This window comes from Kribbella sp. NPDC023855, assembly GCF_040639475.1.
Classification (GTDB): Bacteria; Actinomycetota; Actinomycetes; order Propionibacteriales; family Kribbellaceae; genus Kribbella.
The window spans coordinates 643,025-667,365 of sequence record NZ_JBFAAA010000004.1 but is presented as its reverse complement, the minus strand read 5'-3'; the positions used below and the strand labels follow the sequence as shown (position 1 = coordinate 667,365).

At 67.6% G+C, this 24,341-nt stretch carries 25 protein-coding genes; 15 read left to right on the top strand and 10 right to left on the bottom strand.

What is annotated here, in order from left to right; all coding sequences use genetic code 11:
* Positions 1–3: 3 nt before the first annotated feature.
* Positions 4–483, bottom strand: coding sequence for an HNH endonuclease domain-containing protein (locus tag AB0F51_RS18370; RefSeq protein ID WP_360281271.1), 480 nt, complete (start codon positions 481–483; stop codon positions 4–6).
* A 323-nt stretch (positions 484–806) separates the two neighbouring features.
* Here AB0F51_RS18370 and AB0F51_RS18365 point away from each other — a divergent pair, with 323 nt between their 5' ends.
* The 3 genes from AB0F51_RS18365 to AB0F51_RS18355 all read left to right on the top strand — a co-directional run bounded on the left by AB0F51_RS18365 (position 807) and on the right by AB0F51_RS18355 (position 5,724).
* Complete coding sequence (locus tag AB0F51_RS18365) at positions 807–4,136, top strand: S8 family serine peptidase (protein WP_360281269.1); 3,330 nt, start codon at positions 807–809, stop codon at positions 4,134–4,136.
* A gap of 206 nt (positions 4,137–4,342) precedes the next feature.
* Positions 4,343–4,585, top strand: a complete 243-nt coding sequence (locus AB0F51_RS18360; RefSeq protein ID WP_360281267.1) for a response regulator transcription factor — start codon at positions 4,343–4,345, stop codon at positions 4,583–4,585.
* 44 nt (positions 4,586–4,629) lie between these two features.
* On the top strand, positions 4,630–5,724 hold the full coding sequence (locus tag AB0F51_RS18355) for a winged helix DNA-binding domain-containing protein (RefSeq protein ID WP_360281265.1): 1,095 nt from the start codon (positions 4,630–4,632) through the stop codon (positions 5,722–5,724).
* Here the strand turns inward: AB0F51_RS18355 and AB0F51_RS18350 are convergent.
* On the bottom strand, positions 5,711–6,562 hold the full coding sequence (locus tag AB0F51_RS18350) for a polysaccharide deacetylase family protein (RefSeq protein ID WP_360281263.1): 852 nt from the start codon (positions 6,560–6,562) through the stop codon (positions 5,711–5,713). The two genes, AB0F51_RS18355 and AB0F51_RS18350, sit on opposite strands and share 14 nt — an antisense overlap.
* 58 nt (positions 6,563–6,620) lie before the next feature.
* Between AB0F51_RS18350 and AB0F51_RS18345 the strand changes: the two genes are divergently transcribed.
* Positions 6,621–6,989 carry a MerR family transcriptional regulator gene (locus tag AB0F51_RS18345; protein WP_360281261.1) on the top strand — a complete coding sequence of 123 codons (369 nt, stop codon included), beginning with the start codon at positions 6,621–6,623 and terminating at the stop codon, positions 6,987–6,989.
* Here the strand turns inward: AB0F51_RS18345 and AB0F51_RS18340 are convergent.
* Together AB0F51_RS18340 and AB0F51_RS18335 are read right to left on the bottom strand one after the other, a co-directional pair.
* Entirely contained in the window at positions 6,978–7,610 is a 633-nt protein-coding gene (locus AB0F51_RS18340) for a DUF2461 family protein (protein WP_360281259.1), read from the bottom strand. The genes AB0F51_RS18345 and AB0F51_RS18340 overlap by 12 nt on opposite strands.
* Positions 7,611–7,915: 305 nt before the next feature.
* Entirely contained in the window at positions 7,916–8,701 is a 786-nt protein-coding gene (locus AB0F51_RS18335; RefSeq protein WP_360281257.1) for an alpha/beta hydrolase, read from the bottom strand.
* An 89-nt stretch (positions 8,702–8,790) separates the two neighbouring features.
* Between AB0F51_RS18335 and AB0F51_RS18330 the strand changes: the two genes are divergently transcribed.
* The 6 genes from AB0F51_RS18330 to AB0F51_RS18305 all read left to right on the top strand — a co-directional run bounded on the left by AB0F51_RS18330 (position 8,791) and on the right by AB0F51_RS18305 (position 13,545).
* Entirely contained in the window at positions 8,791–9,432 is a 642-nt protein-coding gene (locus tag AB0F51_RS18330) for a dihydrofolate reductase family protein (protein ID WP_360281255.1), read from the top strand.
* Between the two features lie 119 nt (positions 9,433–9,551).
* A complete protein-coding gene (locus AB0F51_RS18325; RefSeq protein WP_360281253.1) occupies positions 9,552–10,595 on the top strand; it encodes a YihY/virulence factor BrkB family protein in 1,044 nt (347 codons plus the stop codon).
* Positions 10,596–10,640: 45 nt separating this feature from the next.
* On the top strand, positions 10,641–11,240 hold the full coding sequence (locus AB0F51_RS18320; protein ID WP_360281251.1) for a hypothetical protein: 600 nt from the start codon (positions 10,641–10,643) through the stop codon (positions 11,238–11,240).
* A 221-nt stretch (positions 11,241–11,461) separates the two neighbouring features.
* Positions 11,462–12,259, top strand: coding sequence for a GNAT family N-acetyltransferase (locus AB0F51_RS18315; RefSeq protein WP_360281249.1), 798 nt, complete (start codon positions 11,462–11,464; stop codon positions 12,257–12,259).
* A 2-nt stretch (positions 12,260–12,261) separates the two neighbouring features.
* The gene (gene infA, locus AB0F51_RS18310; RefSeq protein ID WP_360281247.1) at positions 12,262–12,486 is read left to right on the top strand and encodes a translation initiation factor IF-1; all 225 of its coding nucleotides are present in this window, start codon (positions 12,262–12,264) and stop codon (positions 12,484–12,486) included.
* A 117-nt stretch (positions 12,487–12,603) separates the two neighbouring features.
* The gene (locus AB0F51_RS18305; RefSeq protein ID WP_360281245.1) at positions 12,604–13,545 is read left to right on the top strand and encodes a TIGR03560 family F420-dependent LLM class oxidoreductase; all 942 of its coding nucleotides are present in this window, start codon (positions 12,604–12,606) and stop codon (positions 13,543–13,545) included.
* Here AB0F51_RS18305 and AB0F51_RS18300 read toward each other — a convergent pair.
* The gene (locus AB0F51_RS18300; protein ID WP_360281243.1) at positions 13,542–14,501 is read right to left on the bottom strand and encodes an RNA polymerase subunit sigma-70; all 960 of its coding nucleotides are present in this window, start codon (positions 14,499–14,501) and stop codon (positions 13,542–13,544) included. The two genes, AB0F51_RS18305 and AB0F51_RS18300, sit on opposite strands and share 4 nt — an antisense overlap.
* 145 nt (positions 14,502–14,646) lie before the next feature.
* Here AB0F51_RS18300 and AB0F51_RS18295 point away from each other — a divergent pair, with 145 nt between their 5' ends.
* Positions 14,647–14,769: a hypothetical protein gene (locus AB0F51_RS18295; RefSeq protein WP_360281241.1), complete on the top strand. Its 123-nt coding sequence runs from the start codon at positions 14,647–14,649 to the stop codon at positions 14,767–14,769.
* Here the strand turns inward: AB0F51_RS18295 and AB0F51_RS18290 are convergent.
* Positions 14,766–15,218, bottom strand: a complete 453-nt coding sequence (locus tag AB0F51_RS18290; RefSeq protein WP_360281239.1) for a cupin domain-containing protein — start codon at positions 15,216–15,218, stop codon at positions 14,766–14,768. The genes AB0F51_RS18295 and AB0F51_RS18290 overlap by 4 nt on opposite strands.
* 10 nt (positions 15,219–15,228) lie before the next feature.
* Positions 15,229–15,990 (bottom strand): hypothetical protein, encoded by a 762-nt coding sequence (locus AB0F51_RS18285; RefSeq protein WP_360281237.1) that lies wholly within the window; start codon positions 15,988–15,990, stop codon positions 15,229–15,231.
* Between the two features lie 316 nt (positions 15,991–16,306).
* Between AB0F51_RS18285 and AB0F51_RS18280 the strand changes: the two genes are divergently transcribed.
* Positions 16,307–17,905: a DHA2 family efflux MFS transporter permease subunit gene (locus AB0F51_RS18280; protein ID WP_360281235.1), complete on the top strand. Its 1,599-nt coding sequence runs from the start codon at positions 16,307–16,309 to the stop codon at positions 17,903–17,905.
* A gap of 47 nt (positions 17,906–17,952) precedes the next feature.
* Here the strand turns inward: AB0F51_RS18280 and AB0F51_RS18275 are convergent, their stop codons facing one another.
* Entirely contained in the window at positions 17,953–18,486 is a 534-nt protein-coding gene (locus AB0F51_RS18275; protein WP_360281233.1) for an EF-hand domain-containing protein, read from the bottom strand.
* A 175-nt stretch (positions 18,487–18,661) separates the two neighbouring features.
* Between AB0F51_RS18275 and AB0F51_RS18270 the strand changes: the two genes are divergently transcribed.
* Positions 18,662–19,666 (top strand): ABC transporter permease, encoded by a 1,005-nt coding sequence (locus AB0F51_RS18270; RefSeq protein ID WP_360281231.1) that lies wholly within the window; start codon positions 18,662–18,664, stop codon positions 19,664–19,666.
* Here the strand turns inward: AB0F51_RS18270 and AB0F51_RS18265 are convergent.
* Entirely contained in the window at positions 19,630–20,622 is a 993-nt protein-coding gene (locus tag AB0F51_RS18265) for a winged helix-turn-helix domain-containing protein (protein WP_360281229.1), read from the bottom strand. The genes AB0F51_RS18270 and AB0F51_RS18265 overlap by 37 nt on opposite strands.
* A 77-nt stretch (positions 20,623–20,699) precedes the next feature.
* Positions 20,700–21,245, bottom strand: a complete 546-nt coding sequence (locus tag AB0F51_RS18260; protein ID WP_360281227.1) for a sugar O-acetyltransferase — start codon at positions 21,243–21,245, stop codon at positions 20,700–20,702.
* A gap of 195 nt (positions 21,246–21,440) precedes the next feature.
* On the opposite strand from AB0F51_RS18260, the gene AB0F51_RS18255 reads away from it, so the two are divergent.
* Entirely contained in the window at positions 21,441–22,916 is a 1,476-nt protein-coding gene (locus AB0F51_RS18255; protein WP_360281225.1) for a glycoside hydrolase, read from the top strand.
* Positions 22,913–24,313 carry a BNR repeat-containing protein gene (locus tag AB0F51_RS18250; RefSeq protein ID WP_360281223.1) on the top strand — a complete coding sequence of 467 codons (1,401 nt, stop codon included), beginning with the start codon at positions 22,913–22,915 and terminating at the stop codon, positions 24,311–24,313. The genes AB0F51_RS18255 and AB0F51_RS18250 overlap by 4 nt, the downstream gene beginning before the upstream one ends.
* Positions 24,314–24,341 lie beyond the last annotated feature (28 nt).

Below are 24,341 nucleotides of genomic sequence, written 5' to 3'. Positions count from 1 at the left end.
GTCCTAGGCCCGCGACAGCGGGTAGATGTGGTCGATCTGGATCGCGGACGCGGCTTCCTTGCGGAACTCGATCCGCTTCCCCGTGTAGGGCTCGACGCGCAAGGTGCCGGCGATCACCACACAACGGGACTTCCCGCGATACTTGCGCGCCTCCAACTGGGCCGCGAGGACGTCGTTGCGAGTGTCACAACCGTTGTGGCCGCCCAGCCCGGAGTGATTGTCCGACCAGGCCTGCCCGAACTGATCACGCTTGTACCCCGGTACCTCGGGCCGCGCCGCCACGACCCGCGCCCGACCCAACTCGCCGACGATCGCCTTCGCCGTACCGGTGACCACCCCGCTCGAGGGCGGCACCGCCGGCGGCTTCGTCGGCCGCCCAGCCGAGGGTGTCGCCGACCCCGGATCGGCCCCCGCTTGGGGAAAGGAACAACCACTCAGCATCACAGGGACAAGTACGACGACAGCAAGAAGGCGGGATTTCACTGCCCGGACAGTACCGCCGCCACCACCCCACACCCGCCAGCCCGCGCCGAGAACGACCCTCCTTTTCAGCGAGCTGTTTCCTTGGCCCGAGCGAGGTCTGGTCGTGGTGGCGGTTTGGGCTTAGCCTCGGCTCAGGCGGGCGCCGTGGGGGTGCCGGCCGGTACGCCGGTACCCGGGGGGGATCGGTCGGTCACAGGGGCTGAAGGGTTGCTGCGTCACCTGGGGGATGAACTCTGAGTTTCTACGGCTGACTTCTCGCGGTGACGGCGTCATCTGCCTTCACGGGAGGCCAACGCATGAGGTCACCGATTCACCGACGAACCATGGGTATCACCACGGCCGGGCTGTCCGCCGGTCTGCTGCTGACCGCCACCCTCACCCCGACGGGCGCGGTTGCCGCGGACCCGTCGCCGGTCGGCCCGAGTGGCCGGGAGTGGACGGCTACACCGCTCACCGTCGCCAGTATCGTCAACGGCGCGAAGTCGCCCAGTGGTCAGCTCGCCAAGAGCGACCCGGCGCTGATCAACAGTACGTCGGCCAAGCAGGTCCGGGTGGTCGTCAAGCTCGACTACGACTCGCTCGCCGCGTACCGCGGTGGCATCAAGGGTCTCCCCGGTACCAGCCCCTCGGTCACCGGTAAGCGGCTCGACCCCAGGAGCGCCAACGCCGGCAAGTACCTGAAGCACGTGACCGCGCTGGAGAACCGCTTCCTCTCCGCGTTGCAGACCAGAGTGCCGAGCGCCCGGGCGGGACAGAAACTGCGCACCGTGTACGGCGGCGTCGCGCTCAGCGTCCCGGCGAACCAGGCCCGCGACCTGCTCAAGCTTCCCGGCGTCGCCGCGGTCCAGCAGGACAACCCACAGAAGTTGCTGACCGACTCGAGCGGCGACTTCATCGGCGCCCCGACGATCTACAGCAAACTCGGCGGTTCGGCATCGTCCGGCAAAGGCGTGATCGTCGGCATCCTCGACAGTGGCTCATGGCCGGAACACCCGTCGTACGCCGATCCCGGCACACTCCCGGCGCCACCGCCAACCGCTGACGCAACCCCGCGAGTGTGCGACTTCGGCGACAACCCGCTGACTCCGGCGAGCGACCCGTTTGTCTGCAACAACAAACTGATCGGCGGTCGGCCGTTCCTCGACACCTACAACGCGGTGATCGGCGGCGACATCTACCCCGACTCCGCGCGTGACTCGAACGGGCACGGCACGCACACGTCGACGACCTCGGCCGGCGGCCAGGTCGCGAACGCGAACACACTCGGCATCAGCCGCGGACCGATCCGCGGTATCGCCCCGGCGGCGGCAGTCTCCGTCTACAAGGTCTGCGGCGCGGAGGGCTGCTTCCCGTCCGACTCGGCGGCCGCAGTCGCGCGCGCCATCCTCGACGGCGTCCGGGTGATCAACTTCTCGATCTCCGGCGGCAGCGACCCGTACAGCGACCCGGTCGAGCTCGCCTTCCTGGACGCGTACGCCGCGGGTGTGTTCGTGGCCGCCTCGGCCGGCAACTCAGGCCCGGGCGCGAACACCACCGACCACCGCAGCCCGTGGGTCACCACGGTGGCGGCTTCCACCCAGAGCCGAACCTTCCGCTCCACCATCACGCTGTCCGGCGATGGCGCGACTGCCACCGTCACCGGTGCGTCTGTCACCCCTGGCATCAGTACGCCGACGTCCGTCGTACGGGCTGGTTCCACGACGCCGGGATACACCGACGCGACCTGTAACACTCCGGCGCCCGCGGGCACGCTGACCGGCAAGATCGTCGCCTGTCAGTTCACGCCCGGCCGGGTGATGAAGGGCTTCAACGTCAAGCAGGGTGGCGCTGTCGGCATGCTGATGTACAACACCACCTTCCCGTCCGACGTCTTCACCGACAACCACTGGCTGCCGGCCGCGCAGCTCGAGAAGGCCGACGCCGACGTGCTGCTCGCGTTCCTCGCGGCGCACCCGAGCACGACCGCGACGATGACGCAGGGCACCAAGACCACCTGGCAGGGCGACGTGATGACGTCGTTCTCGTCCCGCGGTCCCGGTGGTGACTTCCTCAAGCCGGACGTCACCGCACCCGGCCTGCACATCCTCGCCGGTACGACGCCGACCCCCGAGTCGCCGTCCGAAGGCCCACCCGGAAACCTGTACCAGGCCATCGCCGGTACGTCGATGTCGTCACCGCACGTCGCCGGAGCTGCCGCACTGCTCTTCGCCCTGCATCCTTCGTGGACGCCGGGCCAGGTCAAGTCCGCGCTGGAGACGACGGCCAAGACCACGGTCAAGAAGCCTGACCGGGTCACCCAGGCCGACCCGTTCGACCTCGGCGGCGGCCGCATCGACCTGACGAAGGCCGGCGACCCGGGGCTGACCCTGGACGAGACGGCGGCGAACTACGCGGCCTCGGCCGCCAGCGCGCTGAACCGGATCGACCTCAACCTGCCGTCGGTGAACGCACCGACCATGCCGGGCGCGGTCACGGCTACTCGCGTCGTCAAGAACGTCACCAACACCAAGCTCCGCTTCACCGCGAGCGGTAGCACCGTCAACGGCGCCAACATCACGGTCCTGCCGCCTGCCTTCGAGGTGGCTCCCGGCCAGTCGCAGAAGCTGACGATCGCGATCACCGCACCCGACCTGCCCGACGGCCAGTACTTCGGTCAGGTCAACCTCAAGCAGATCGGTGGCAACCGGGCCCTGCACCTGCCGGTCGCCTTCTTCCGGCAAGAGGGCATCGTGCCGATCGACCAGACCTGCGCTCCGAGCACGATCGCGCGGAACACGGGCGAGTCGACCTGCACGGTGACCGTGCAGAACAACAGCCTGCAGACCACGGACGTGACGGCGGTCAGCACGCTGAGCCCGAACCTGCGGCTGAACAGTGTGACGGGTGCGACCAAGATCGGCAGCCAGGTCGCCACCAAGACCGCGACCCTGGCCGGGCGCGAACCCGACCGGCCGGTGATCGGGCCGGGGTCGTTGGCCGGCTACCTCCCGTTGGACGCTTTCGGCTTCACACCGACCCCGATCGGTGACGAGCAGGCACTGAACTTCAACGTTCCGCCCTACGTGTTCGCCGGCCAGACCTACACCAGCATCGGTGTGGTCTCCAACGGCTACACGGTCGCCGGCGGCTCGTCGGGGTCGGACGACATCCAGTTCACGCCAGAGAACCTGCCCGACCCCGCGCGTCCGAACAACGTGCTCGCGTCCTACTGGACCGATCTCGACGGGACCGCGGCGCCGGGTGTCTTCGCCGGCACGCTGACCGACGGGGTGAGCAACTGGCTCGTCCTCGAATGGCGGGTGAACCTGTTCGGTACGACCAGTCAGAAGGTGTTCCAGCAGTGGATCGGTCTCAACGGCGCCGAGGACATCACCTACGCCTACGATCCGGACAACCTGCCCGGTGACCCAGGTCCGGCGTACGGCCTGACTGTGGGCGCTGAGAACTTCGAGGGGACGGCCGGTAGCCAGATCACCGGGGCTCCGACCGAGGACTACCGGATCACGAGTACGCCGGGTGCGCCTGGCGGCTCGATGACGTACTCGATGAACATCAAGGGTGTGCAGAGCGGCACCGGTACGGTCACCACCGGGACGTCCACGCCACTCGTCAAGGGCCTCACCATCGAGGTCGACAGGATCATCGTCAACTAGTTGCCGTGATGCCGGCCGGATCCCACGGATCCGGCCGGCACTCGGTCAGCCGCCCAAGGTACGGAAGAAGGACCGCAAGTCGCCTACCAGGAGGTCGGGGGCGTCCTGCCGGCAGCAACCGGGCCGGTGCTCGGCGCCGTCTCGAAGAGGCCCGCGACCTGGCCACTCCGCTTCGCGCCTCGGTCTACCTCGATCGCATCGCCACCTTGGGTCAAAGGGCTCGCCTCGAACCACCCACGATCGGTACCGACCCAACAGGCCTGACACCCCGCGAGTACGACGTACTGCGCCTGCTGGCCCGTGGGCTGCCGAACCGTCAGATCGCCGCCGAGCTCTACATCTCCCCCGGCACGGTCGGCGTCCACGTCTCGCGCATCCTCACCAAACTCCACGCCACCACCCGCACCGAAGCCACCGCCCACGCCCACACGCTCAACCTCCTCACCTGAATATGGGACAGGACCTGGCCTCTACGCCCTCTAGCGTTCATGCCGTGACTCGTCTCCTCTCCCGGCGCACCCTCAACCGGACCCTGCTGGCACGGCAGTTCCTGACCGACCGCACCTCGCGGCCGGTGGTCGAGGTCATCGAACGTCTCGTCGCGATGCAGGCGCAGGAGCCGAACTGGCCGTACATCGGGCTGTGGACCAGAGTCACCGGCTTCCGGCATGACGATCTGACCTCGCTGCTGCACGACCGGTCCGTGGTCCGCTCGACGTCGCTGCGCCGTACCCAACACCTTGCCAGCAGCAAGGACTTCCGCTGGTTGCGGCCGACCATCCAGCCGAGTCTGGACAGCGCGCTGCGGAGCCCGTACTTCACGGAGAAGACCAGCGGGCTCGATCTCGACGAACTCGTCGCGGCAGGTCGCGAGTTCCTGGCCGACGGCACTCTCACCCGCCGCGAACTCGGTCGCCTGTTCGTCGAACGCTACCCCGACCGCCACGGCGGCAGGCTGGCCTCCGCGGTAGAGCTCAAGGATCCGATGGTGCACCCGCCGCCCGACAGCGCCTGGGGTCGCTGGGGCACCCCGGCCTCGGTCACCGTAGCGTTCGCCGACTCGTGGATCGGGCAACCGCTGGCGACGGAACGACAGCTCGAACTGATGATCCGCCGCTACCTGGCCGCGTTCGGTCCCGCGAGCGTGCGGGACATGCAGGCCTGGTCCGGACTCACCCGGCTGCGCGAAATCGTCGATGGTCTGCGACCCACGCTGCAAGTGTTCCGGACCGACCAGGGCACGGAACTGTTCGATCTGCGCGACACGTCCCCGGCCGACGACGACATCCCTGCACCCGTACGCTTCCTGCCGGCGTTCGACAACGTCGTCCTCGGCCATGCCGACCGCAGTCGCATCGTCAGCGACGAAGATCGCAAGCGGGTCTGCCCTGGTCAGGCATGGGTCGAACCCACCTTCCTCGTCGACGGTTTCGTCCGAGGCTCCTGGTCGCTGAAGAACTCGACCCTCACCATCGTCCCGTTCCGGGCACTGTCGCGAGGCGAGGCTTCCGCAGTACTGGCAGAGGCTGAGCTTCTCCTTCCCTTCATCACCGACAACATGCCGGAGGCAACTATCACCTTCGGCTAGCTCGGTAGTGGTCCGCGATCTCGTCGCTGGTGGTCAGCCAGACGTCGGGCTGCGAGGTGATGTACTCCAACGCCAGGTCCAGGTACTTCGCCCGGAACGGCTGGCCGATGACGAACGGGTGCAGCGCCAGGGCCATCACCCGGCCGTTGTGCTCGGCGTCGGCACGCAGTACGTCGTACTGGTCCTTGACCATCTGCAGGAAGTCCGGGCCGGTGAGACCGCGGAGGAACAGACCGAGGTCGTTGAGCTCGACGGTGTACGGGACGCTGAGCATGCCGGGGACGTTGAGGTGATAGGGCTGGTCGTCGTTCGTCCAGTCGAGCACGTAGCTGAGCCCGAGTTCGGCCAGCAACGCGGGCGTGTTCGCCGTCTCGGTCAGGGCCGGTCCCATCCAGCCCTTCGGGCGCCGACCGGTTGCGGACTCGATCGTGTTGACGATCTCGGCCAGGACCTCACGCTCCTCTGCGGGCTCCAGACCCGTGTGGAGGATGGAGTTCGTGCTGCCGTGGGCGAGCCAGGCCCAGTCGCGTTCCACCCCGGCCTTGATGATCTGCGGGTTCTTCTCGGCGACGAGCGAGTTGAGCAACGTGCTGGCGCGTACGCCGTACTTGTCGAGGATGTCGATCGTGCGCCAGATCCCCACCCGCGCCCCGTAGTCGCGCCAGCCGGCGTTCAGCGGATCGGGTGACAGCTCGAGCGGCCAGATACTCGTCGACGGCCGGTCGGGCAGGAAGGTCTCGACGTTCAGGCCGACGTAGAAGGCGACCCGCTTGCCGTCCGGCCAGCTCAGTCGCGGGCGTTCGACGATGGGGCTGTAGTCGAAGAGTTCTGTTGTCATGCGACCACGGTAAAATCTGACATCAGTGTCAGATTCAAGTCCCCGAGGAGGGTCAGCGGTGCGGATCGGCGAACTGGGCCGGCGGACGGGCGTCAGCGAACGCTCTCTGCGGTACTACGAACAGCAGGGCATGCTCGTCTCCGACCGGACACCCGGCGGTCATCGGGACTACCCCGAGCGAGCCGTCGACCGGGTGATCCTCATCCAGGAGCTCCTCGCGGCCGGCCTGCACAGCAAGAAGATCGCCCGCATCCTCCCCTGCATGCGCGACCCGGACGGTGCGCCCAACGAACGCGCCACCCCAGCGCTGCTCCGCGAGCTGACGGCTGAACGCGACCGCATCGACCAGCTGATGGCAGACCTGGCCACCTCCCGCGCAGTACTCGACGATGTCATCTCGACCGCCGCCCAGGAGCTACGCCCGTGACACGTTCTCCACGAGCCACCGCGACAGCGGCCGCAACTGGGTGAAAGCGGCAACGACTCGGTCGGCCGCGGCGGGTGTGTGAATCCAGTCCTCGCAGCCGAGCGGCCGGGTGGCGATGAGCGAGCGGTGCCTCAGCAACTGCGCCCGCGGATGGTCGGCCGGATACCCGCGCAGCGGCCGTTTCAACAGGTCACCCGAGATCGCGACGCCCTCCCCCTCGAGCTTCCGGATGATGCCGGTCAGCCGTCGGCCGGAAGCCGAATCCGCCACGGCGGCCCGATACCGCTCGATCTGGACCGTCGGCGCGTACCACCATGCCAAGACGACCTCCAGCCCGTCGAGGTCGAATCGGACACCCAACTCGACGTTCCGCCCGAGCCGCACGATCGCACTCTGCCGCTGCCACGCCTGCAGCAGGACCTCGCCGTAACCCCAGACAGAGAAGTCCTCATACGCCGGATCGGCGTCCGCCACCGCGTTGAGCAACTCGATCATCGGCCGGCGCACCAGCTCCTCGCGGTCGCGCCTGCACTGCCGCCTGACCTCGGCGGACGGCTCCCCCTCGAGCTGCAGCAGCACGTCGAAGGCACCCCGCGGCCAACCCACGAAATCCTCGGTCACGCCGACAGCCTAACCACGACATCCGACACGAATTAGGCCCCGAGACCCCACGCAACCTCCGACGCCCGCTCCTCCGTCGCGTGCTCGTTCGGCCGCTCCCACCCACCCCCTTGGCGCTCCTGCGTCGCGCGGATTGACCGCAGCGGTGCTGGGCCCAATCGCCGTCGTCCAGAACACCTCGGTCGGGATCGGTGGCCGAGTGGGTGGGCGGGTGGCCCGCATGGACGGGCTGGACAGGCCGGAGAGGCGGGTCGTTGGCAGGAAGCTCAGCTGGAAAGCCAACCCGGTCTTCGTCGACGCCGCCGTTAGGTCAGGAAATCGGTGATTCGGTTGGTCCAAGTCTTTACGTCGGCGGCGGTGCGGGAGATGTGGAGGTCGGCGTTGGGTAGCAGGTCCTGCAGCTTTTGCGCGGTGGAGACCGGATGCAGTGGGTCGGTGTCCCAGGCGAGGATCAGGGTTTGTTGGGTGATCGTCGCGATCTGGTCCGGAGCAGGTAGGTCGCTTCGGCTGATGCCTGCGAAGACGGCGCCCAGCAGGTCGTCGGAGACAGCTGGAGTGAGGTCGAACGCGGGATAGTCGGCGAAGATGGGCAGTGGGTCGGTGGTGGCCCACTGATCTCGCCACGCGTCGGCGCCCTCCGTCTCGATCACCGTAGCGATCTCGGAGTACAGGTTCTGCGCGAACGGCGCATCGTCCCAGGCCGCCGGTGGGATCATCAGGACGAGGCGGCGGAAGCGTTCCGGTGCGGCGATTGCGGCTCGTAGTGCGGTGTCCGCGCCTAGCGACGAGCCGGTGAAGTCGATCGGCTGATCGATGCCCAGGGCATCAATTAGGGCGAGCAGGTCGCGGCCGAAGTTGTCGAAGGTGTAGTCGTCGGCGACCGGCCGGCCAGTGGACTCGCCGTGGCCGCGCGCGTCATAGGTCAGCATGCGTCTGCCCTTGGCCAGAGCATCAAGATCCAGTAGCCCGAGTCGTCGTACGGCCGCGCGACTCAACGGCACACCGTGCGCATAGGCCAGGGGCTCCCCCGTACCGGAGTACTGGTAGGCGATCGTGGCGCCGTCCCGCTCGAAGTAGCTGTCTGTGGACATCTCCTGCTTCCTCCTTCACAAGCTGGCCATGCATACCCTAGGGGGGTACTATGAGCGGCGCAAGAGGGAGAACCACGGAAAGGAACGGCATGTCTCGAGTGACCTTGTACATGGCGATGTCCCTCGACGGGTTCATCACCGGTCCGCACGACGACGCGCAGAACCCGGCCGGGATCAACGGGATGCGGCTGATGGACTGGCTCGGCAACGACGGCAGCGGTAACGACGGCGGCGATGGCGACGGCGACGGCACCAGCGATGGCGACCGGGTCGATGCGTATCGGCCCAGCGCTCCGAACAGCCGGATCGTCTACGACGAGGCGCTGGCCACCGGCGCAGTCATCACCGGGAAACGGACCGGGGACTTTGCCGGCTACTGGGGCGGCGACCACCACGACGGCGTACCGATTTTCGTTCCGACGCACCGACCGCCGGCCGAGAACCCGCACGAACGGGTCCACTACGTGACCGACGGCATCGAGGCATGCGTCGAGCAGGCCAAGGCAGCAGCCGGTGACCGCGACATCCTCCTGCACGGCGCCTACACCGCTCAGGAATGCCTCAAGGCCGGGCTGCTCGATGTCATCGAGATTCAGCTCAGACCGGTTCTCCTCGGCCAGGGCCGCCTGCTGTTCGACGGACTCCCGCCCGAGCACATCGAACTCGACCTGGTCCGGACGCTCGAGGCACCCGGCGTCCTCCACCTGCGCTACGAGGTGCGGCACCCGTGACGACCTCACCGATTCGGCTGTACATGTCGATGAGCCTGGACATCTGAGGTACCGGGTTCTGACAGGCTGACGTGGGTCGTGGCGGGGGGAATCGGGGTGGGGATCGTACGGTTGGGGGCGTGAGTACCTTGGGGCGGCTGGACGCTGCGCAGCGGCGGCGTCGGCGGCTCGGGTTTCCGCTGGCCGTGGTGTACAAGTTCTTCGACGACCAGGGCAGCTATCTCGCGGTCATCATCACGTACTACGCCTTCGCGGCGATCTTCCCGATGCTGCTGATCTCCTCTTCCGTGCTCGGCTTCCTTCTGCAGGGCAACGAGGACCTGCAGAAGGCCGTCCTGCAGTCGGCACTCCAGGAGTTTCCGATCGTCGGCACCCAGCTGGCGACGCCGCAGGGTCTGCAAGGCAGCACCCCGGCCGTCGTCGTCGGTACGCTCGCCGCCGTGTACGGCGTGATCGGGCTCGGGCAGGCGGTCCAGAACGCGGTCAACGTGACCTGGGGAGTGCCCCGCAATCGGCGCCCGAACCCGTTCCACGGACGGTTGCGGTCCGGCGCGTTGCTGTCGCTGGCCGGTCTCACCGTCCTCACCTTCGCCACCCTGACTCTCCTGGTCGGCAGCCGAGCCGGCGACTTCGCGACGGGCTGGCTGGTCGACATCGGCTCGGTCCTGGTGCTCACCGCCATGCTGACCCTGTGCCTGCGCCCGGGCACGAGTCCCCGGCCGGCCTTCCGCAAGATCATCCCGGGAGCCTTCCTCACCGCTCTCGGCTGGCACCTGCTCGAGCGCCTCGGCGGAATCTACGTCAACGACGTACTGGCCAAGACCAGTGAGGTGAACGGCGTCTTCGCGCTCACCCTGGGTCTGATCGGCCTCATCTACGCCGCGTCGGTGATCGCCGTCATCGGCGCCGAACTCAACTCGGTGATCGCCCATCGCCTGTACCCGCGCTCCCTGCTCGCGCTGTTCACCGACTCCGCCACCGATCTGACACCGGCCGACCACCGCGCGTACGCCATGTACGCGCAGGCACAGCGCCACAAGGCCGCCGAAACGATCGAGGTCACCTTCGAACCCCACCAACCGGACGATCCTGAAACTCCGGCGTCGCCGGCCGAGACCCGGCGCGGCGAGCAACCACCAGGCGAGCGGAGCGCCTCTTCCTGAGGCGCGGTTTTCGCTGATTGCCGGTGGCCCGGTTAGGGTCTCCCGGTGTCCTCCTTCGATGTCGCCGCACCTGACCACGAACTCCCGGACGTAGCGGAACGCGCCTGGCGCGACGTATCCGATGTCGGCGTCGCCGCCGCACGGGTCGAGTGGGCCGGCGCCGCGCGCGAGATGCTGCTCGTCGCCGCCAAGAAGTACCAGGCGGTGGTGCAGCACAAGGACATCGCCACCGGTGTCCAGGAGCTGACCGGCATCCGCACCAAGCAGCCGACCCGGCACTGGATCGGCGGCGTGCTCGCCGAGGTGTCCGCGGAGAGCCTGCGGCGCGGCGAGCCGATGCTGTCGGCGCTCTGCGTCAACCCCGACGAGAGCGTCTTCGACGGGTACGCCGCGATCGTCGGCGCGGCCACCGGCACGACTCCCCCGGACCCGGATGTGCACGCCTCGCACGCCCGCCTCGCGGCGTACCGGCACTTCGAGGCGGCCGGCCTGCCCGCCGACGGCGGCAACGCGATGATCCCGCCGAAGCTCGGCGCCGCCCGGGCCCGCGCCCGCAAGGCCGCGATCGCCGAGCGCCCGATCAACAAGTGCCCGCACTGCAACCTGCAGACCCCGGCGAACGGGATCTGCGACACCTGCGACTGACCGCGACCGCCCGCGCATCGGGCGACGGCGGGAAACTGGCTGGCCGGAGTACCGGCCGGGTTGGTACCGTGCCGTGGTCCGTGACATCACACCTGGAGGTGAGGCCCCATGAACGCTGTAGCGCAGTGGGTGCTCCCCCTCTCGTGGTCACGGGCGGGCGATTGACATAGGTGTCGCCGGGAGTGCCCCCGAGAAATTCGGCACTCCCGAAGGGAACACCTATGAACTCTTTGCTTTTCAGTCCAGATCTCGGCGACCAAGCGGTCAGCGTCGTCCAGGTCGCGGACAACCAGTGGCACGCGGTCGAGAACGATCTCGTCGTCGGGCGCGGCTACGCTTCGCGCCGGCTCGACGGCCGGACCTTTCTGAGCATCGACACCTGGCGCGGTCCCGTCTTCGACCGGCTCGCCCGCGCGATGCTGACCGACCAGACGGCACCGCTGTACACGGTGGTCGACGAGACCGACCGTGACGTGGCGGCCGGCTGGGAACGGGCCGGCTTCACGAGTTGGCGCCGCGAGCACGAATTCGTCGTACCGACCGATCCGCGGATCACCGGCCTCAACGCGGCGCCGCCGCCGGGGGTAATCATCGGAGAGGCTGCCGAAGGGCCGCTTCGCGAACTGGATCACGCGATCCGCAGCGAGGTCCGGTCCACGGTCGGCTGGCAGAGGATGCCGGCTGAGGTGCTGCCCTGGCAAGGCGGGACGACGCCGATCGACCCCTCGAAGTACACGGTCGCGGTGCGGGACGATCAGTACGTCGGTTTGGTGCGGCTGGCCACCATGACTCGTCAGCCGCGCATCGGGCTGATCGCAGTACGGGCGGGTGAACGGCGTCGCGGCGTTGCCCGGGCTCTCCTGAGTCACGTCCTGGCCGACCTGCACCGCTCCGGAGTCGAGGCGGTCACGGCCGAGGTCGACGACACCAACGAGGCCGCGATGGCACTGTTCCAGCGGATCGGCGCTCGCCGGACCGGCGGCAATCTGGAACTGGTTCACCAGCAGGGAAAGGCCTGACGATGCCCAGAACCGCAGGCGGTATCGAAGTCGAGGGCACTGTCGTCGAGTGCCTCCGGAACGCCAACTTCCGGGTCGAGCTCAGCAACGGCCATCTGGTCCTCGCCCACATCAGCGGCAAGATCCGGAAGAACTACATCAAGATCCTCCAGGAGGATCGCGTGCTGGTGGAGCTGAGCCCGTATGACCTGAACCGGGGCCGGATCATCTTCCGCTACCGCAACTGACCTCCGACGACCGTGCTCGGCAGCGGGGGTGCTGCCGAGCACGGCCGCGGCGATTCCTTCCGTTGCCGGACTGCGTCTGTACCTGGTAACAGCGACCAGACGACGCAGGAGTGCTTCATGAAGTTCAACCTCTTCCTTCCCACCGGATTCGGCGGCGAACTCGCATCCTTCAGTGACCCTGCGGAGGCTGCCGAGCGGGTGATCCAGTTGGCGAAGACCGCCGAAGCCGTTGGGTTCTCCGAGGTGTGGCTGCCTGACCATCTGCAGACCATCCCGCCGTCGGCCGCGCCCGTCTTCGAGGCGTGGACCTTGCTGACTGCAGTCGCCCGGGAGACCAGCACGATCCGGGTCGGCCAGCTGGTCACCGGCAACGGTTACCGGAATCCGGCACTCCAGGCCAAGATGGCGTCCACCCTGGACGCCTTGTCCGCCGGACGCCTGACCTTCGGGATCGGCGCCGGTTGGTACCAGGCCGACTACGACGCCTTCGGGTACGAGTTCCCGGGCGCGGGTCAGCGGCTCCGGGAGCTGCGCGAGGCGGTCCAGGTGATCCAGTCGCTGTGGACCGACGAAGTCACCAACTTCAGCGGTGAGTTCTACACGCTGAAGAACGCGTACGGCGAACCCAAGGGAGTCCAGCAACCGCGGATCCCGATGATGATCGCCGGCGGCGGCGAGAAGGTGACGTTGCGGATCGTCGCCGAGTACGCCGATGCCTGCAACCTGATGACCTCGCCGGCTGAGATCGACCGCAAGCTGCAGATCCTGCGCCGGCACGCCGAGGAGGTCGGCCGGGACGTCTCGACGATCCGGGTGACCGCGACGACCGCCGCTCTCTTGTCGGGGACCGACGAGGAGGCGCAGGCGCTGCTGCATCCGAGCATGGGTGCTTTCTACGCCGGTGACTTCGCTTCGTACCTGCTCTACGGAACGCCCGAGACCGTCCAGGCGCGGGTGAAAGCCTACGAGAAGGCCGGCGTCGACGAACTGGTCGTCGGCTTCCACCACGCCACCGAACCGGACGCGATCCGGGAGTTCGCCGAGGTCGTCGGGCTCTAGGCGCCCTCGAGTACCAGCGGCAGACCGCACTTTGCCACCAGCCGGGGATCGCCGAACGACGTGATGGCCGCGATCCCCGTCTTGGTCAGCTCGAGGACGACCAGCCCGTACGCGGCGTACGTGCCGTCTGCCTGGAGCTGGTATCCGGCTGCGGCCAGCTGGCCGTTGGCCGCGGTCGGAAGCATCCGCCAACTGCCCGGGGCGCCGACGACATGGTTGACCAGGAAGGGAAGGCAGTACTTGCTCCCGGAGAACCAGGTCCGCGATCCGGCCTGCTGCAAGGTGGCATCGTCGCGGAGTACCTCCGCCAGCGCCGTGGCATCACTCGTTTCGATCGCGGAGATGTACCGGTTGAGCAGTGCGTTGAGCTCCGGGTCCGCCGGTTCCGCGATCTCCTCGAGCTGCGGCGTCACCTCGGCCATCTTGCCGCGAGCCCGCTGCAGGCTGCTCTTCACCGCGGTGGAGGTCGTGTTCAGCACCTTCGCCGTGTCGGCCGCCGAGAAGGAGAGCACGTCCCGCAGGAGCAGGACCGCCCGTTGGCTGACCGGGAGATGCTGCAGGCTCGCGATGATCCCGAGCCGCAGCGTCTCCCGGGAGCCGACGATCGTCGCCGGGTCGAGGAGCGCATGTGGCATCGGCTGCAGCATGGCGACCTCACCGTCGAGTTCCCGGATCGGCGCGTCAGGGTCGTCCGACGGAGCGCCGAGTCCGGACGGCAGGACCCGCCGGCTGCGGTGCCTGAGCGCGGTCAGACAGGCGTTGGTCGCGATCCGGTAGAGCCACACGCGGAGCGACGCGCGGCCGTCGAAGTTCCGGTAGCCCTTCCAGGCGTTCAGGTACGTCTCCTGGACCAGGTCCTCCGCCTCGTCGACGGAGCCCATCATGCGATAGCAGTGGGCGACCAACTCATGACGGAAGCGCTCCAGCTCACGCAGCAGGACTTCCTCGTCGGGCATGACTACTCCTTCACTGCAGAGACCCCGCGCAGGCAGCGCCGGGCACACAGGGGTGACCAGGTACAGACGTCACGCAACCGCCAAAGGAATCGGTCATCACTCTAGGTCAGAACGGTTGCCTGGGCGCGGGGCGTCGGTACAGCCGGTGACGACCTCCAGTGTCGAGAGCAGTTCGCTCGGCGGTTTGTCGGCGCGCGGCCGGTACCTCAGGTTCGTGGGCCTGACCCGCGCCACGGAGTACGGCTACTTCTTCTGGCCTGCTGGCTAGTACGGGGTGGTGTTGTAGCGGGCTCGGTGGGTGGTTAGTAGGTCATCGGTGAGGGGGGTGCCGGCGGATACGGCGGCGTGGACGTCTCGGAAGTAGTTTTCGTAGCCGGCGGGGGTGTAGAGGCAGAGGGCTCGCACGGTTTTGTTGGTGGCGTTGCGGAAGCCGTGGGGGGTGCCGCGTACGGCGGCCGCCAGGGAGCCGGGTTCTAGGTCTACTTCTGCCTCGCCGGTGTGGATGGTGAGGGTGCCGTCGAGGACGTAGAAGTACTCGTCGTGCTCGGCGTGGACGTGCGGGCGGGCTCCGAGGACGCCCGGGGCGAGGGTGAACTCCTCGAAGGCGAACCGGCCTTCCGTTTCGCCGGCCGTCAGCAGGAAGAGGTGGTCCACGCCGCCGACCGGGACGAGTTCGCCTTCACCGGGCAGGCGGATCAAAGCTTTGCCGTTCTCCATTTCGCAGAGCCTAGTCGGCGTAGGCCAAGGTCAGTTGGTGGTTGGTCCAACGCACTCGGACAGCAGTCAGTACGCCGAGCAGGACGATGACCACGCCGGTCATCTCGGCGGCCTCTTCGATGGCCATTGCGACCAGGCGGGACGCGTACGGCGCACCGGCTGAGCTCAGGACTACGTTGACGACCTCCATGCCCAGCGCTGCGGCAATTGACGTGCCGAGGCCGATCAGGACAAGGCTGCGGGCGCGCGCCGGAATGGCTCGGAAGGCGGGAATCAGAATGGCCAGCGAGGCCACCAGGATCGCGCCCGCCGGGATTGTCCACCCCAGCCGTGCCAGTGGTGAACTGCTGTCGACCACGGCCGCGGTCCATCGGGCTCCGCGTTCGTGCAGGGAAACGATCTCGTCCATGGACAGCAGCGCGAAAACCACGGCGAGGACCAGCCAAGGCCAAGCGACCCGGCGGGAATCGGCCGTAGTACCAGAGCCGCCCGCCAACCGGAAAGCGGCGAGGGCTGCGAGGGAGCAGGTCATCAACAACGCACCGGTCCACCAGCCCGCCAGCGAGCGTTCCTGCGCGGCGTTGAGCAATGCCAGCACGTCGTCGAAGGCTCCCTCACCCGGCTTGACCAGGCTGCGCGTCACCACGGAAATGACGTGCAGGGCCATGATTCCCGCGCAGATCGAGAACAGGATCCGGCCGGTCGCAAGCCTGACCTCGCCCTCTTCAGCGGCGGGATCGATGAAGGCGTGGGGAGCTGGCTGATCCGACATGAACGCAAGTTAACAGGCGAGGGATTCATTGATGGCCGGAAATCAATCAGCATCGAAACGACTTTCCGGAGCCGGAGTTCCGGCTCCGGAAATCCCCACCCGAGTGAACACTTCGGATAACGCCGAAATGCGCCGCACGGTAATTCAACCGGGAAAGCCGAAGGAGAAACTCGCAGTACGACGTCGCACCGTGCTGTCGCCGCGCTACAGGACGTCACGTACCGATGCCGTGGGCACCCGACTTGCGAGAAAGTGCTCGTGCTGGGCGGGGGCGGGCGCGTAACGTCGGCAGGGTCGAAAATCCGAGGGGAGAATCGTGAGCCAGTCAACTGCCGAGCCGGACTACCCTGACAACATCGATGCGGCCGTGCTGAAGATCGCCGGCGTCGTGGTGCTCGGGGCCATCATGTCGATTCTCGACATCACCGTGGTCAACGTCGCGCTGCCGACCTTCCAGGACGAGTTCGGCTCGCCCGACAGCCCGGTCGCCTACTCCCACGTCGCCTGGACCGTGACGGCGTACACGCTGGCGCTGGCCACCGTGATTCCGCTGACCGGCTGGGCGGCCGACCGGTTCGGGACGAAGCGGCTCTACATGGCCGCGATCTTCCTCTTCACCGCCGGATCGGCCCTGTGCGCGACCGCGTCGAGTATCGACATGCTGATCGGCTTCCGGGTCCTGCAGGGTCTGGGCGGCGGCATGCTGATGCCGCTGGGCATGACGATCATGACCCGGGCCGCGGGTCCGCACCGGATGGGCCGGCTGATGGCCATTCTCGGCGTACCGATGCTGCTCGGCCCGATTCTCGGCCCGATCCTGGGTGGCTGGCTGATCCAGGTGGCGAGCTGGCACTGGATCTTCCTCATCAACGTGCCGCTCGGCGCGATCGCGCTGGTCTACGCCTGGTTCGCGCTGGCCCCGGACCACGCGGAGCGGTCGGAGTCGTTCGACTTCCTCGGCGTGGCACTGATGTCCCCCGGGCTCGCGCTGTTCCTCTTCGGCGTCTCCTCGCTCCCCGCCGAGGGTGGTGACTTCGGCGCCCCGCGGGTGTGGGTCTCGATGCTGGTCGGGGTGGTGCTGATGGGGGCCTTCGTCTGGCACTCCTTCCGGCCGGAGCACCCGCTGCTCGACCTGCGGTTGTTCCGCGACCGGAACCTCACCATCTCGATCATCACGATGTTCCTGTTCGCGGCCGCGTTCTTCGGCGGCTTGCTGCTGGTACCGACCTACTTCCAGCAGATCCGTGGCGAGTCCACCCTGCAGGCAGGCCTCCTGGTGGCACCGCAGGGTCTCGGCGCGATGGTGACCATGCCGATCGCCGGCCGGCTGGTCGACAAGATTCCGGTGGGCCGGATCGTGCCGGTCGGGCTCGCGCTGATCGTGGTGGGCATGTTCGGCCTGACCCAGATCACCGCCACGACGTCGTACCCGCTGATCATCGCGATGCTGGTCGTGATGGGTTTCGGAATGGGCGCCACCATGATGCCGTTGTTCACGACCGCCCTGCGGACGCTGAGAGGAAGCCAGGTCGCTCGCGGCTCGACGCTGCTCAACATCAGCCAGCAGATCGCTTCGTCCGTCGGGGTGGCGACGATGTCGGTCATCCTCACCAACCGGCTCAACGACTCGCCGATCATTCCAGGGACGCAGAACATCCCGGGGCTGGGCGGGGGGCTGCGCGAGACTCAGGCGGCCATTCTGTCCAACACCCGGCCGGAGAATCTCGGCCCACTCCACCTCGACCCGGGTGCCATCTCTCGTGGCCTGACGGACGCCGCCGCCGCGTTCTCCCACACCTACTGGGTCGCCTGGGTCCTGGTCGTCCTCACCTTGATCCCGGCCCTGATGCTCCCCCGCAAACACCAGCAGCCCAAACCCGCCGGCGAAACCACCACCCCAGTCGTCGGCGCGTGACCTCGCTGCGCCGTACGCCTCCCGGCGTACGGCGCGGCGGTTGCCGGTCAGTACGGCCCGAAGACCCACTGCGACGGGGACTTCGGGTCGTCGCCGCGCCAGAATCCTGACCACAGGTCGCGGAACTCGGTCCGCGACAGCTGACCGTCGCCGTCGCCGTCGAGCTTGCCGAAGACGTCCTCGATACCGTCGTCGGAACCCTTCCAGGCATAGACGACCTGCTTGTGCTCCGCCAGCGCGATGCGGTCGTCACCGTTCTGGTCGATCGCATCGAACATCGCGTCCGCCGTCGCGTACACCGCGTCGTCCATCGCCGGCAACTGGTCGACGACCGTCATCAGTTCGTCGAGCGACACCTTGCCGTCCTGGCCGCCGTCCGACAGCGTCACGAGCGCCGACCACCAGCCCATCATGATCGCCCGCATCCGCTCGTACTCCGCGGTGCCCGGCTCCCAGTCGCGCAGGCCCACCCAGCGCTCGGTCAGCGCCTCGAAGTCGGACTCCTCCAGATAGCCGCTACCGTCCGCATCCATCGCCCGGAACACCGCGGCCACCTTGCGCCGCTGAAACTCACTGGCCATACGCCCTCCCCAGAGCAGATCGCTCGAGTCCGGTCGATTCCGGACACTGACAGTGACCGACTTCAGTATGTGACCACTGTCGCGCTTTGTCACCAGTCGACTCCACAGCGTTCACCCTTTTGGGCAGGGCCGAAGGGGGTGGGCTCAGGTTGTCCAGCGGCTCACGCTCGGGGCCATGATCTCCTTCGTCGTCCGCAGGGTGCTGCAGATGGTGCTGACCGCCTGGCTGATCAGCGTCATCACCTTCGCCTTGTTCTGGACGTCGTCCGCCCGGCCTGCCAGGGAGATCTGCAACTACAACTGCACCACCGCGCGGTTCGCCGAGATCGACCGGACCTACGGCTTCGACAAACCGCTGATCGTTCAGTACGGCACCTACATGAGTGGGCTGATCAACCCCAACGGCAGACAGCTGGGCACCGAAGGAACGAAGGAGCAGTGCGACTGGCCGTGCTTCGACCGGTCCATCCACACCGGCGTCCAGGTCTGGGGCTCGATCACCGAGGCCTTCTGGCCGACCTTCTGGCTTGCGGCGGGCGGTGCCGTTCTCTGGCTGACCAGTGGAGTGCTGCTGGGCGTCACCGCCGCGCTCCGCAGGGGCGAGTGGGTCGACAAGGCAGCTGTCGGCCTGGCTCTGGTCGGTGCATCGATGCCGACGCTGGTGATCGGCAACCTGCTCTACCTGACCTTCGTGGTCAAGCTCCAGCTCTTTCCACATCCCGACACGGCGACCTTCAGCCTGTCGGAGGCAGGGCTGGGAGCGTGGCTCAAGTCGTACACCCTTCCGTGGATCACACTGGCCATGGTCTACGCGGCGCTGTACACCCGGATGACGCGAGCCACCATGATCGACGTGATGAACGAGGACTTCATCGTCACGGCCCGGGCCAAAGGCCTCAGCGAGACACGAGTCGTCTACCGGCACGGGCTCCGCGCCGTACTGGCACCGATCGTCACCCTCTTCGGCCTCGACCTGGGCAGCCTGCTCGGTGGCGCCATCATCACCGAGCAGATCTTCAGCATCTACGGTATGGGCCGGCTGACGGTCGACGCGGTGCTGGGCGTCGACCTGGCCGTCATCATGGCCGTCGTCCTGGTGGTGACCGTCTTCGTCGTCGTCGCCAACGCACTCGTCGACATCGCCTACGCCTTCATCGATCCGCGCGTCCGGCCGTCGTGAACCGCGTGACGCAGCAGATCGGTGCCGAGCGGCGTGACCAGGTGACGGACCGAAGAGCCGGTCCGGTGGGTGGTGATCAGTCCCGCCGAACGGAGTACGGAAGCGTGCTGGCTGGCCGAGCCGGCCGAGATCCCGACGACCTCGGCCACCTCACTGGTACTGCGTCCGCCGACCACCGCCGCGAGTACTGCCGCCCTGGTCCGTCCGAGCAGGTCGCCGAGCGGTTCGGTGAAGCTCAACTCGTCCGGCCGGTGGCTGATCGGGTAGGTCAGGATCACCGGCGACGTACCGACATCCACGAAGTTCGGAGTCGGCACCAGGTACGACGGAACGAGGGTGACTCCTCGTCCGCCCGGCGTGATCACCATGTCGGCGCCGCCCGGGCATTCGTACGACAGGGTCGAGGCCTGCCAGCGCAGCTGAGGGCTGAGCGTGTGCAGCACCCGGTCGATCCCCTGGTCGACGAGGGTGAGGCCGCGCGCTGCCCGATCGGCGTGCACCGAAGCGACGATCTCCGTCCAGTAAGGGGCCACCGCGACCGCGTGAAAGGCTTCGGCAGCCGCCCGGAGCCGTCGAAGCGCAGCGGGGTCACCGCTCCCCGGCAGAGCGGTCCGCTCCGGCAGTTCACCACTCTCGATCCGCGGCCGCAGCTCGGCGAGCATCGACTCGGGCGGGGTGGCGAGCATCTGTTCGAGCCCGCTCGCGAAGTCGCCGTCGCTCGAGACCGGGGTGATGAAGTCGGGTCTCCAGCGCGGCACCCGGCACAGCTCCAGGTACGGCGCCATCACGGGCCTGATGGCGGCCCGGGTACGAGCCGCCCAGGTGGCCAGATGCGGCGGCACGGGCAGAGACCGCATGATCCGGTCGCCGGCGGCGGCAAGCTCCGACATCGCTGACGGCGCCGACCGCACCACCGTCCGGCTCAGATCCACCCCGTTCAACCGCAAGGTGAGCATTCGACCTCCCGGGTGCCTGTGCAGATCAACCAGTGAACCCGACGCACAGGGTCATCGCCGGCCGCGCACCGACCAGGTCACGCGGTGGCGGCTGACGGCGTACCGAGGTTTCGGATGACCTTGGCCGGTACGCCGACGGCCAGCGTCGCGGGTGGGACGTCGTGCGTGACGATCGCCCCGGCGCCGATCACCGCGTCGGCTCCGACCGTCACGCCCTGCAGGATCATCGCCGAGGCGCCGATCCAGACGTTGCGCCCGATCGTGATCGGGTCCGCGGTGATCCCCGAGCGACGCGTCGCCGGGTCGAGCGGATGGCCGGACGTGATCAGGCTGACGTCCGGGCCGATCATCACCTCGTCGCCGATCTCGATCCCGCCGATGTCGTTGAAACGGCAGCCCTGGTTGACGAACACGTTGCGCCCGAGCCGGAGGTTGATGCCGTGGTCGGAGTACACCGGCGGGATGAGGATGAACGTCTCGTCGACGGGTTGCCCGGTCAGCTCGGCCCAGGTCGCGCGGATCGCCTCCAGTTCGTCGTACCGGAGTTTGTTGAGCTGCTCGGTCACCCGGATCGCCCGCTCGACGCGTTCCCGGAAATCCGCCGGGATCTGGTAGTCCGCCATTGCTGCTCCTCTGATCGGCCGGAAGGTCGCCGATGTAACCAGGGACCGGCCATGGCGCACCAACAACAGCGGCGTCGGCGCGCCACAACTGCTGGTTGTGTTTGGTCGACCGTGATCGTTCGTGTTCGGAACGTTGACCGCGGACCAGACCAGCCACTGCGATGGTCCTCCGCCCTTCAGTGAGGAGACCGCCCCATGGACTCACCAGCAAAACTCAATCGCCGAACTCTGCTCGCCGCGGCCGGCGTCACGGTCGCGACCGGCGTACTCAGTACCGGTACTGCGCACGCCGACGCGACCGTGCGCGTCGACCCGGCCGCCGACCAGGGCGGGTGGGAAGGCTGGGGCACCTCACTCGCCTGGTGGGCCAACGTGTTCGGCGACCGGGACGATTTCGCCGACCTGTTCTTCACCACCAGGACGGTCAGCTACAACGGAGCCTCGCTGCCCGGCCTCGGGATGAACATCGCCCGCTACAACCTCGGCGCGTGCAGCTGGAACGCGGTCGGCAGCGCCCGCATGGTTGCCTCGCCCAACATCCCGCGGTTCAAGCAGATCGAGGGATTCTGGCAGGACTGGGGCAACGAGGACCCGGCCTCCTCGGCCTGGAACTGGAACGCCGACGCCAAGCAGCGCGCGATGCTGGTCAAGGCGACCCAGCGCGGCGCGATCAGCGAACTGTTCGCCAACTCGCCGATGTGGTGGATGTGCTCGAACCACAACCCGTCCGGCGCCGCGGACGGCGGCCCCAACCTCCAGTCGTGGAACCACCGCCAGCACGCCCTGCACCTGGCCGTCACCGCTCGCCGCGCCCGTGACCAGTGGGGCGTGAACTTCCGGACGGTCGACCCGTTCAACGAACCGTCGTCGAACTGGTGGCGGGCCGACGGCAAGCAAGAGGGTTGCAACATCCCCGCCGCCACCCAGCGCAGCGTCATCGGCCACATGCGCACCGAACTGGACCGGCTGGGCCTGACCGGCGTGGGGGTCTCGGCCTCCGACGAGACCAACTACGACCTCGCCCGGACGACGTGGAACAGCTTCGACTCGACCACCAAGGGCCGGGTACGTCAGGTCAACGTGCACGGCTACCAGGGCCTGAGCGGGCGTCGTGATCTGCTCGGCAACGATGTGCGTGCCTCGGGCAAGGTGCTGTGGAACTCCGAGCACGGCGACAGCGACGGCAGCGGAATGATGACAGCCCGCTGCCTGCTGATGGACTTCCGCTGGCTCAAGCCGACCGCGTGGGCCTACTGGCAGGTGATGGACCCCACCGCCGGCTGGGGCGCGATCCGGTACGACGGCAACACGGGCCAGGCCGGCACCGTGGAGCCGAAGCTCTATGTGCTGGCCCAGTTCACCCGGCACATCAGGCCGGGTATGCGGATCATCAACACCGGCGTGGATTACGCGGTAGCGGCCCACGACCCGACCGCGCAGCGACTGGTGATCGTTGCCGCGAACAACGGTGCGGCGCAGAACCTGACCTTCGACCTGTCGCCCTTCGCCACGGTTCCGAACAGCACGGCGACTCGCTGGTCCACGCTGACCTCCGGATCCGGCGACCGCTACACGAGGCGCCAGGACCTCACAGTGACCGGCAAGTCGGTCCGGGTCCCGTTCGCGGCTGGCGCAGTACAGACGATTCAGATCGACGGGGTGGCCCGATGAGGCGGGCAGTAGCGGCGATTGCGCTCGCCACCTGCCTGGTCCAGTCGATCGTCCAGCCCACCGTCGCAAACGCGGGCCCGGGCGTCACCGTGCTGTCAGACACCGTGCTGGACCAGTCCGCCCTGTACTTCGTGTCGTACGACGGCCTGGTCAACAACAACGCTTTCCAGGACGCCCTGGTCACCTACAACGGCTACCAGTACGCCGCGTGGTACACCTCCACTCGCAACGCCGTCATCGCACGGCGCGCCTTGGGCAGCAGCACCTGGCAGAAGGCGGTCCTCCCCCATCGCCTGAGCATCAACGACTCGCACAACGTCATCTCGCTCGGCATCTCGCCACGCGACGGCACCCTGCACGTCGGCATGGACACCCACAACACCCGCCTGTACTACGTGAAGTCGGTCGCGGGACTCGCCACCCAGCCCGGCTCACACCAGTGGTCCGCATCAGTTTTCGGTCCGGAGCAACGGACTCTCGGAGGTGTCGAACTGGGCAACATGACCTATCCGCAGTTCGTCGTGACACCCGAAGGTGCGCTGCAGTTCAGCTACCGGACCGGCGGGTCGGGCAACGGCGTGAACGAACTGGCCGAGTACTCCAACGGTGCCTGGCGGAAGCTGGGCGTGTGGTCGTCCGCGACCGGGAACTACACCGGGCCGAACGGTGTCGTCTCCACGACGCGGAACATGTATCTCCACGGCCTCACCTATGACCAGCGGGGGCGCCTGCACGCGGCCTTCACCTGGCGCGAGGGCAACTCCCGCGTGCTGTGCAACTCCGGCGGCCTGACCAACCACGACACCGGCTACGTCTACAGCGACGACCGCGGCCGGACCTGGCGCAATGGCGCGGGCACAGTCGTCGGGACCACCGGTGGTACCCGGGTCTCGATCAACTCGCCGGGCCTGGTCGCCGACGCGTTGGATCCCAACCACGGCCTGATGAACCAGGAAGGCCAGGGCGCGGACTCCACCGGCACACCGCACGTCGTGATCAGCTACGTGCCAGGGCGTTTCACTCAGTGCGTCTCCAACTATGCCCAGCAGCGCACGCAGTACGGCCGGACCTTCCACGTCGTGCGGAACGCGAACGGCACCTGGACCAAACGCGAGGTCCCGGTCGCACCGGGAAGCACGCAACGGACCAAGCTGGTCTTCGACCGCAACGACAACGCGTATCTGGTGATGCCGCGTGGCCGGATCGTCTCGGCGAGCAAGGCGAGCGGGTGGACGGACTGGACCCTGGTCTTCGACCGGTCGCTGAACGCGTTCGGCGAGGTCAACGTCGACGCGTCGAGAATGGCGGTCGACGGCGTCCTGTCGTTCCAGTACCAGCAACGTTCCAGCGGCACCACCCCGTCGCCGATCCGCGTGCTCGACGTCCGCCTCGGCTGACGAAGCGAACGAAGTACGGTCGAACCCC

Coding starts and splice junctions, on each gene's coding strand:
- AB0F51_RS18365 (WP_360281269.1), top strand. CDS start 807: ATGGGTATCACCACGGCCGGGCTGTCCGCCGGTCTGCTGCTGACCGCC.
- AB0F51_RS18350 (WP_360281263.1), bottom strand. CDS start 6,562: ATGACAACAGAACTCTTCGACTACAGCCCCATCGTCGAACGCCCGCGA.
- AB0F51_RS18335 (WP_360281257.1), bottom strand. CDS start 8,701: ATGTCCACAGACAGCTACTTCGAGCGGGACGGCGCCACGATCGCCTAC.
- AB0F51_RS18330 (WP_360281255.1), top strand. CDS start 8,791: ATGTCTCGAGTGACCTTGTACATGGCGATGTCCCTCGACGGGTTCATC.
- AB0F51_RS18315 (WP_360281249.1), top strand. CDS start 11,462: ATGAACTCTTTGCTTTTCAGTCCAGATCTCGGCGACCAAGCGGTCAGC.
- infA (WP_360281247.1), top strand. CDS start 12,262: ATGCCCAGAACCGCAGGCGGTATCGAAGTCGAGGGCACTGTCGTCGAG.
- AB0F51_RS18305 (WP_360281245.1), top strand. CDS start 12,604: ATGAAGTTCAACCTCTTCCTTCCCACCGGATTCGGCGGCGAACTCGCA.
- AB0F51_RS18300 (WP_360281243.1), bottom strand. CDS start 14,501: ATGCCCGACGAGGAAGTCCTGCTGCGTGAGCTGGAGCGCTTCCGTCAT.
- AB0F51_RS18290 (WP_360281239.1), bottom strand. CDS start 15,218: ATGGAGAACGGCAAAGCTTTGATCCGCCTGCCCGGTGAAGGCGAACTC.
- AB0F51_RS18285 (WP_360281237.1), bottom strand. CDS start 15,990: ATGTCGGATCAGCCAGCTCCCCACGCCTTCATCGATCCCGCCGCTGAA.
- AB0F51_RS18275 (WP_360281233.1), bottom strand. CDS start 18,486: ATGGCCAGTGAGTTTCAGCGGCGCAAGGTGGCCGCGGTGTTCCGGGCG.
- AB0F51_RS18270 (WP_360281231.1), top strand. CDS start 18,662: ATGATCTCCTTCGTCGTCCGCAGGGTGCTGCAGATGGTGCTGACCGCC.
- AB0F51_RS18265 (WP_360281229.1), bottom strand. CDS start 20,622: ATGCTCACCTTGCGGTTGAACGGGGTGGATCTGAGCCGGACGGTGGTG.
- AB0F51_RS18260 (WP_360281227.1), bottom strand. CDS start 21,245: ATGGCGGACTACCAGATCCCGGCGGATTTCCGGGAACGCGTCGAGCGG.
- AB0F51_RS18255 (WP_360281225.1), top strand. CDS start 21,441: ATGGACTCACCAGCAAAACTCAATCGCCGAACTCTGCTCGCCGCGGCC.
- AB0F51_RS18250 (WP_360281223.1), top strand. CDS start 22,913: ATGAGGCGGGCAGTAGCGGCGATTGCGCTCGCCACCTGCCTGGTCCAG.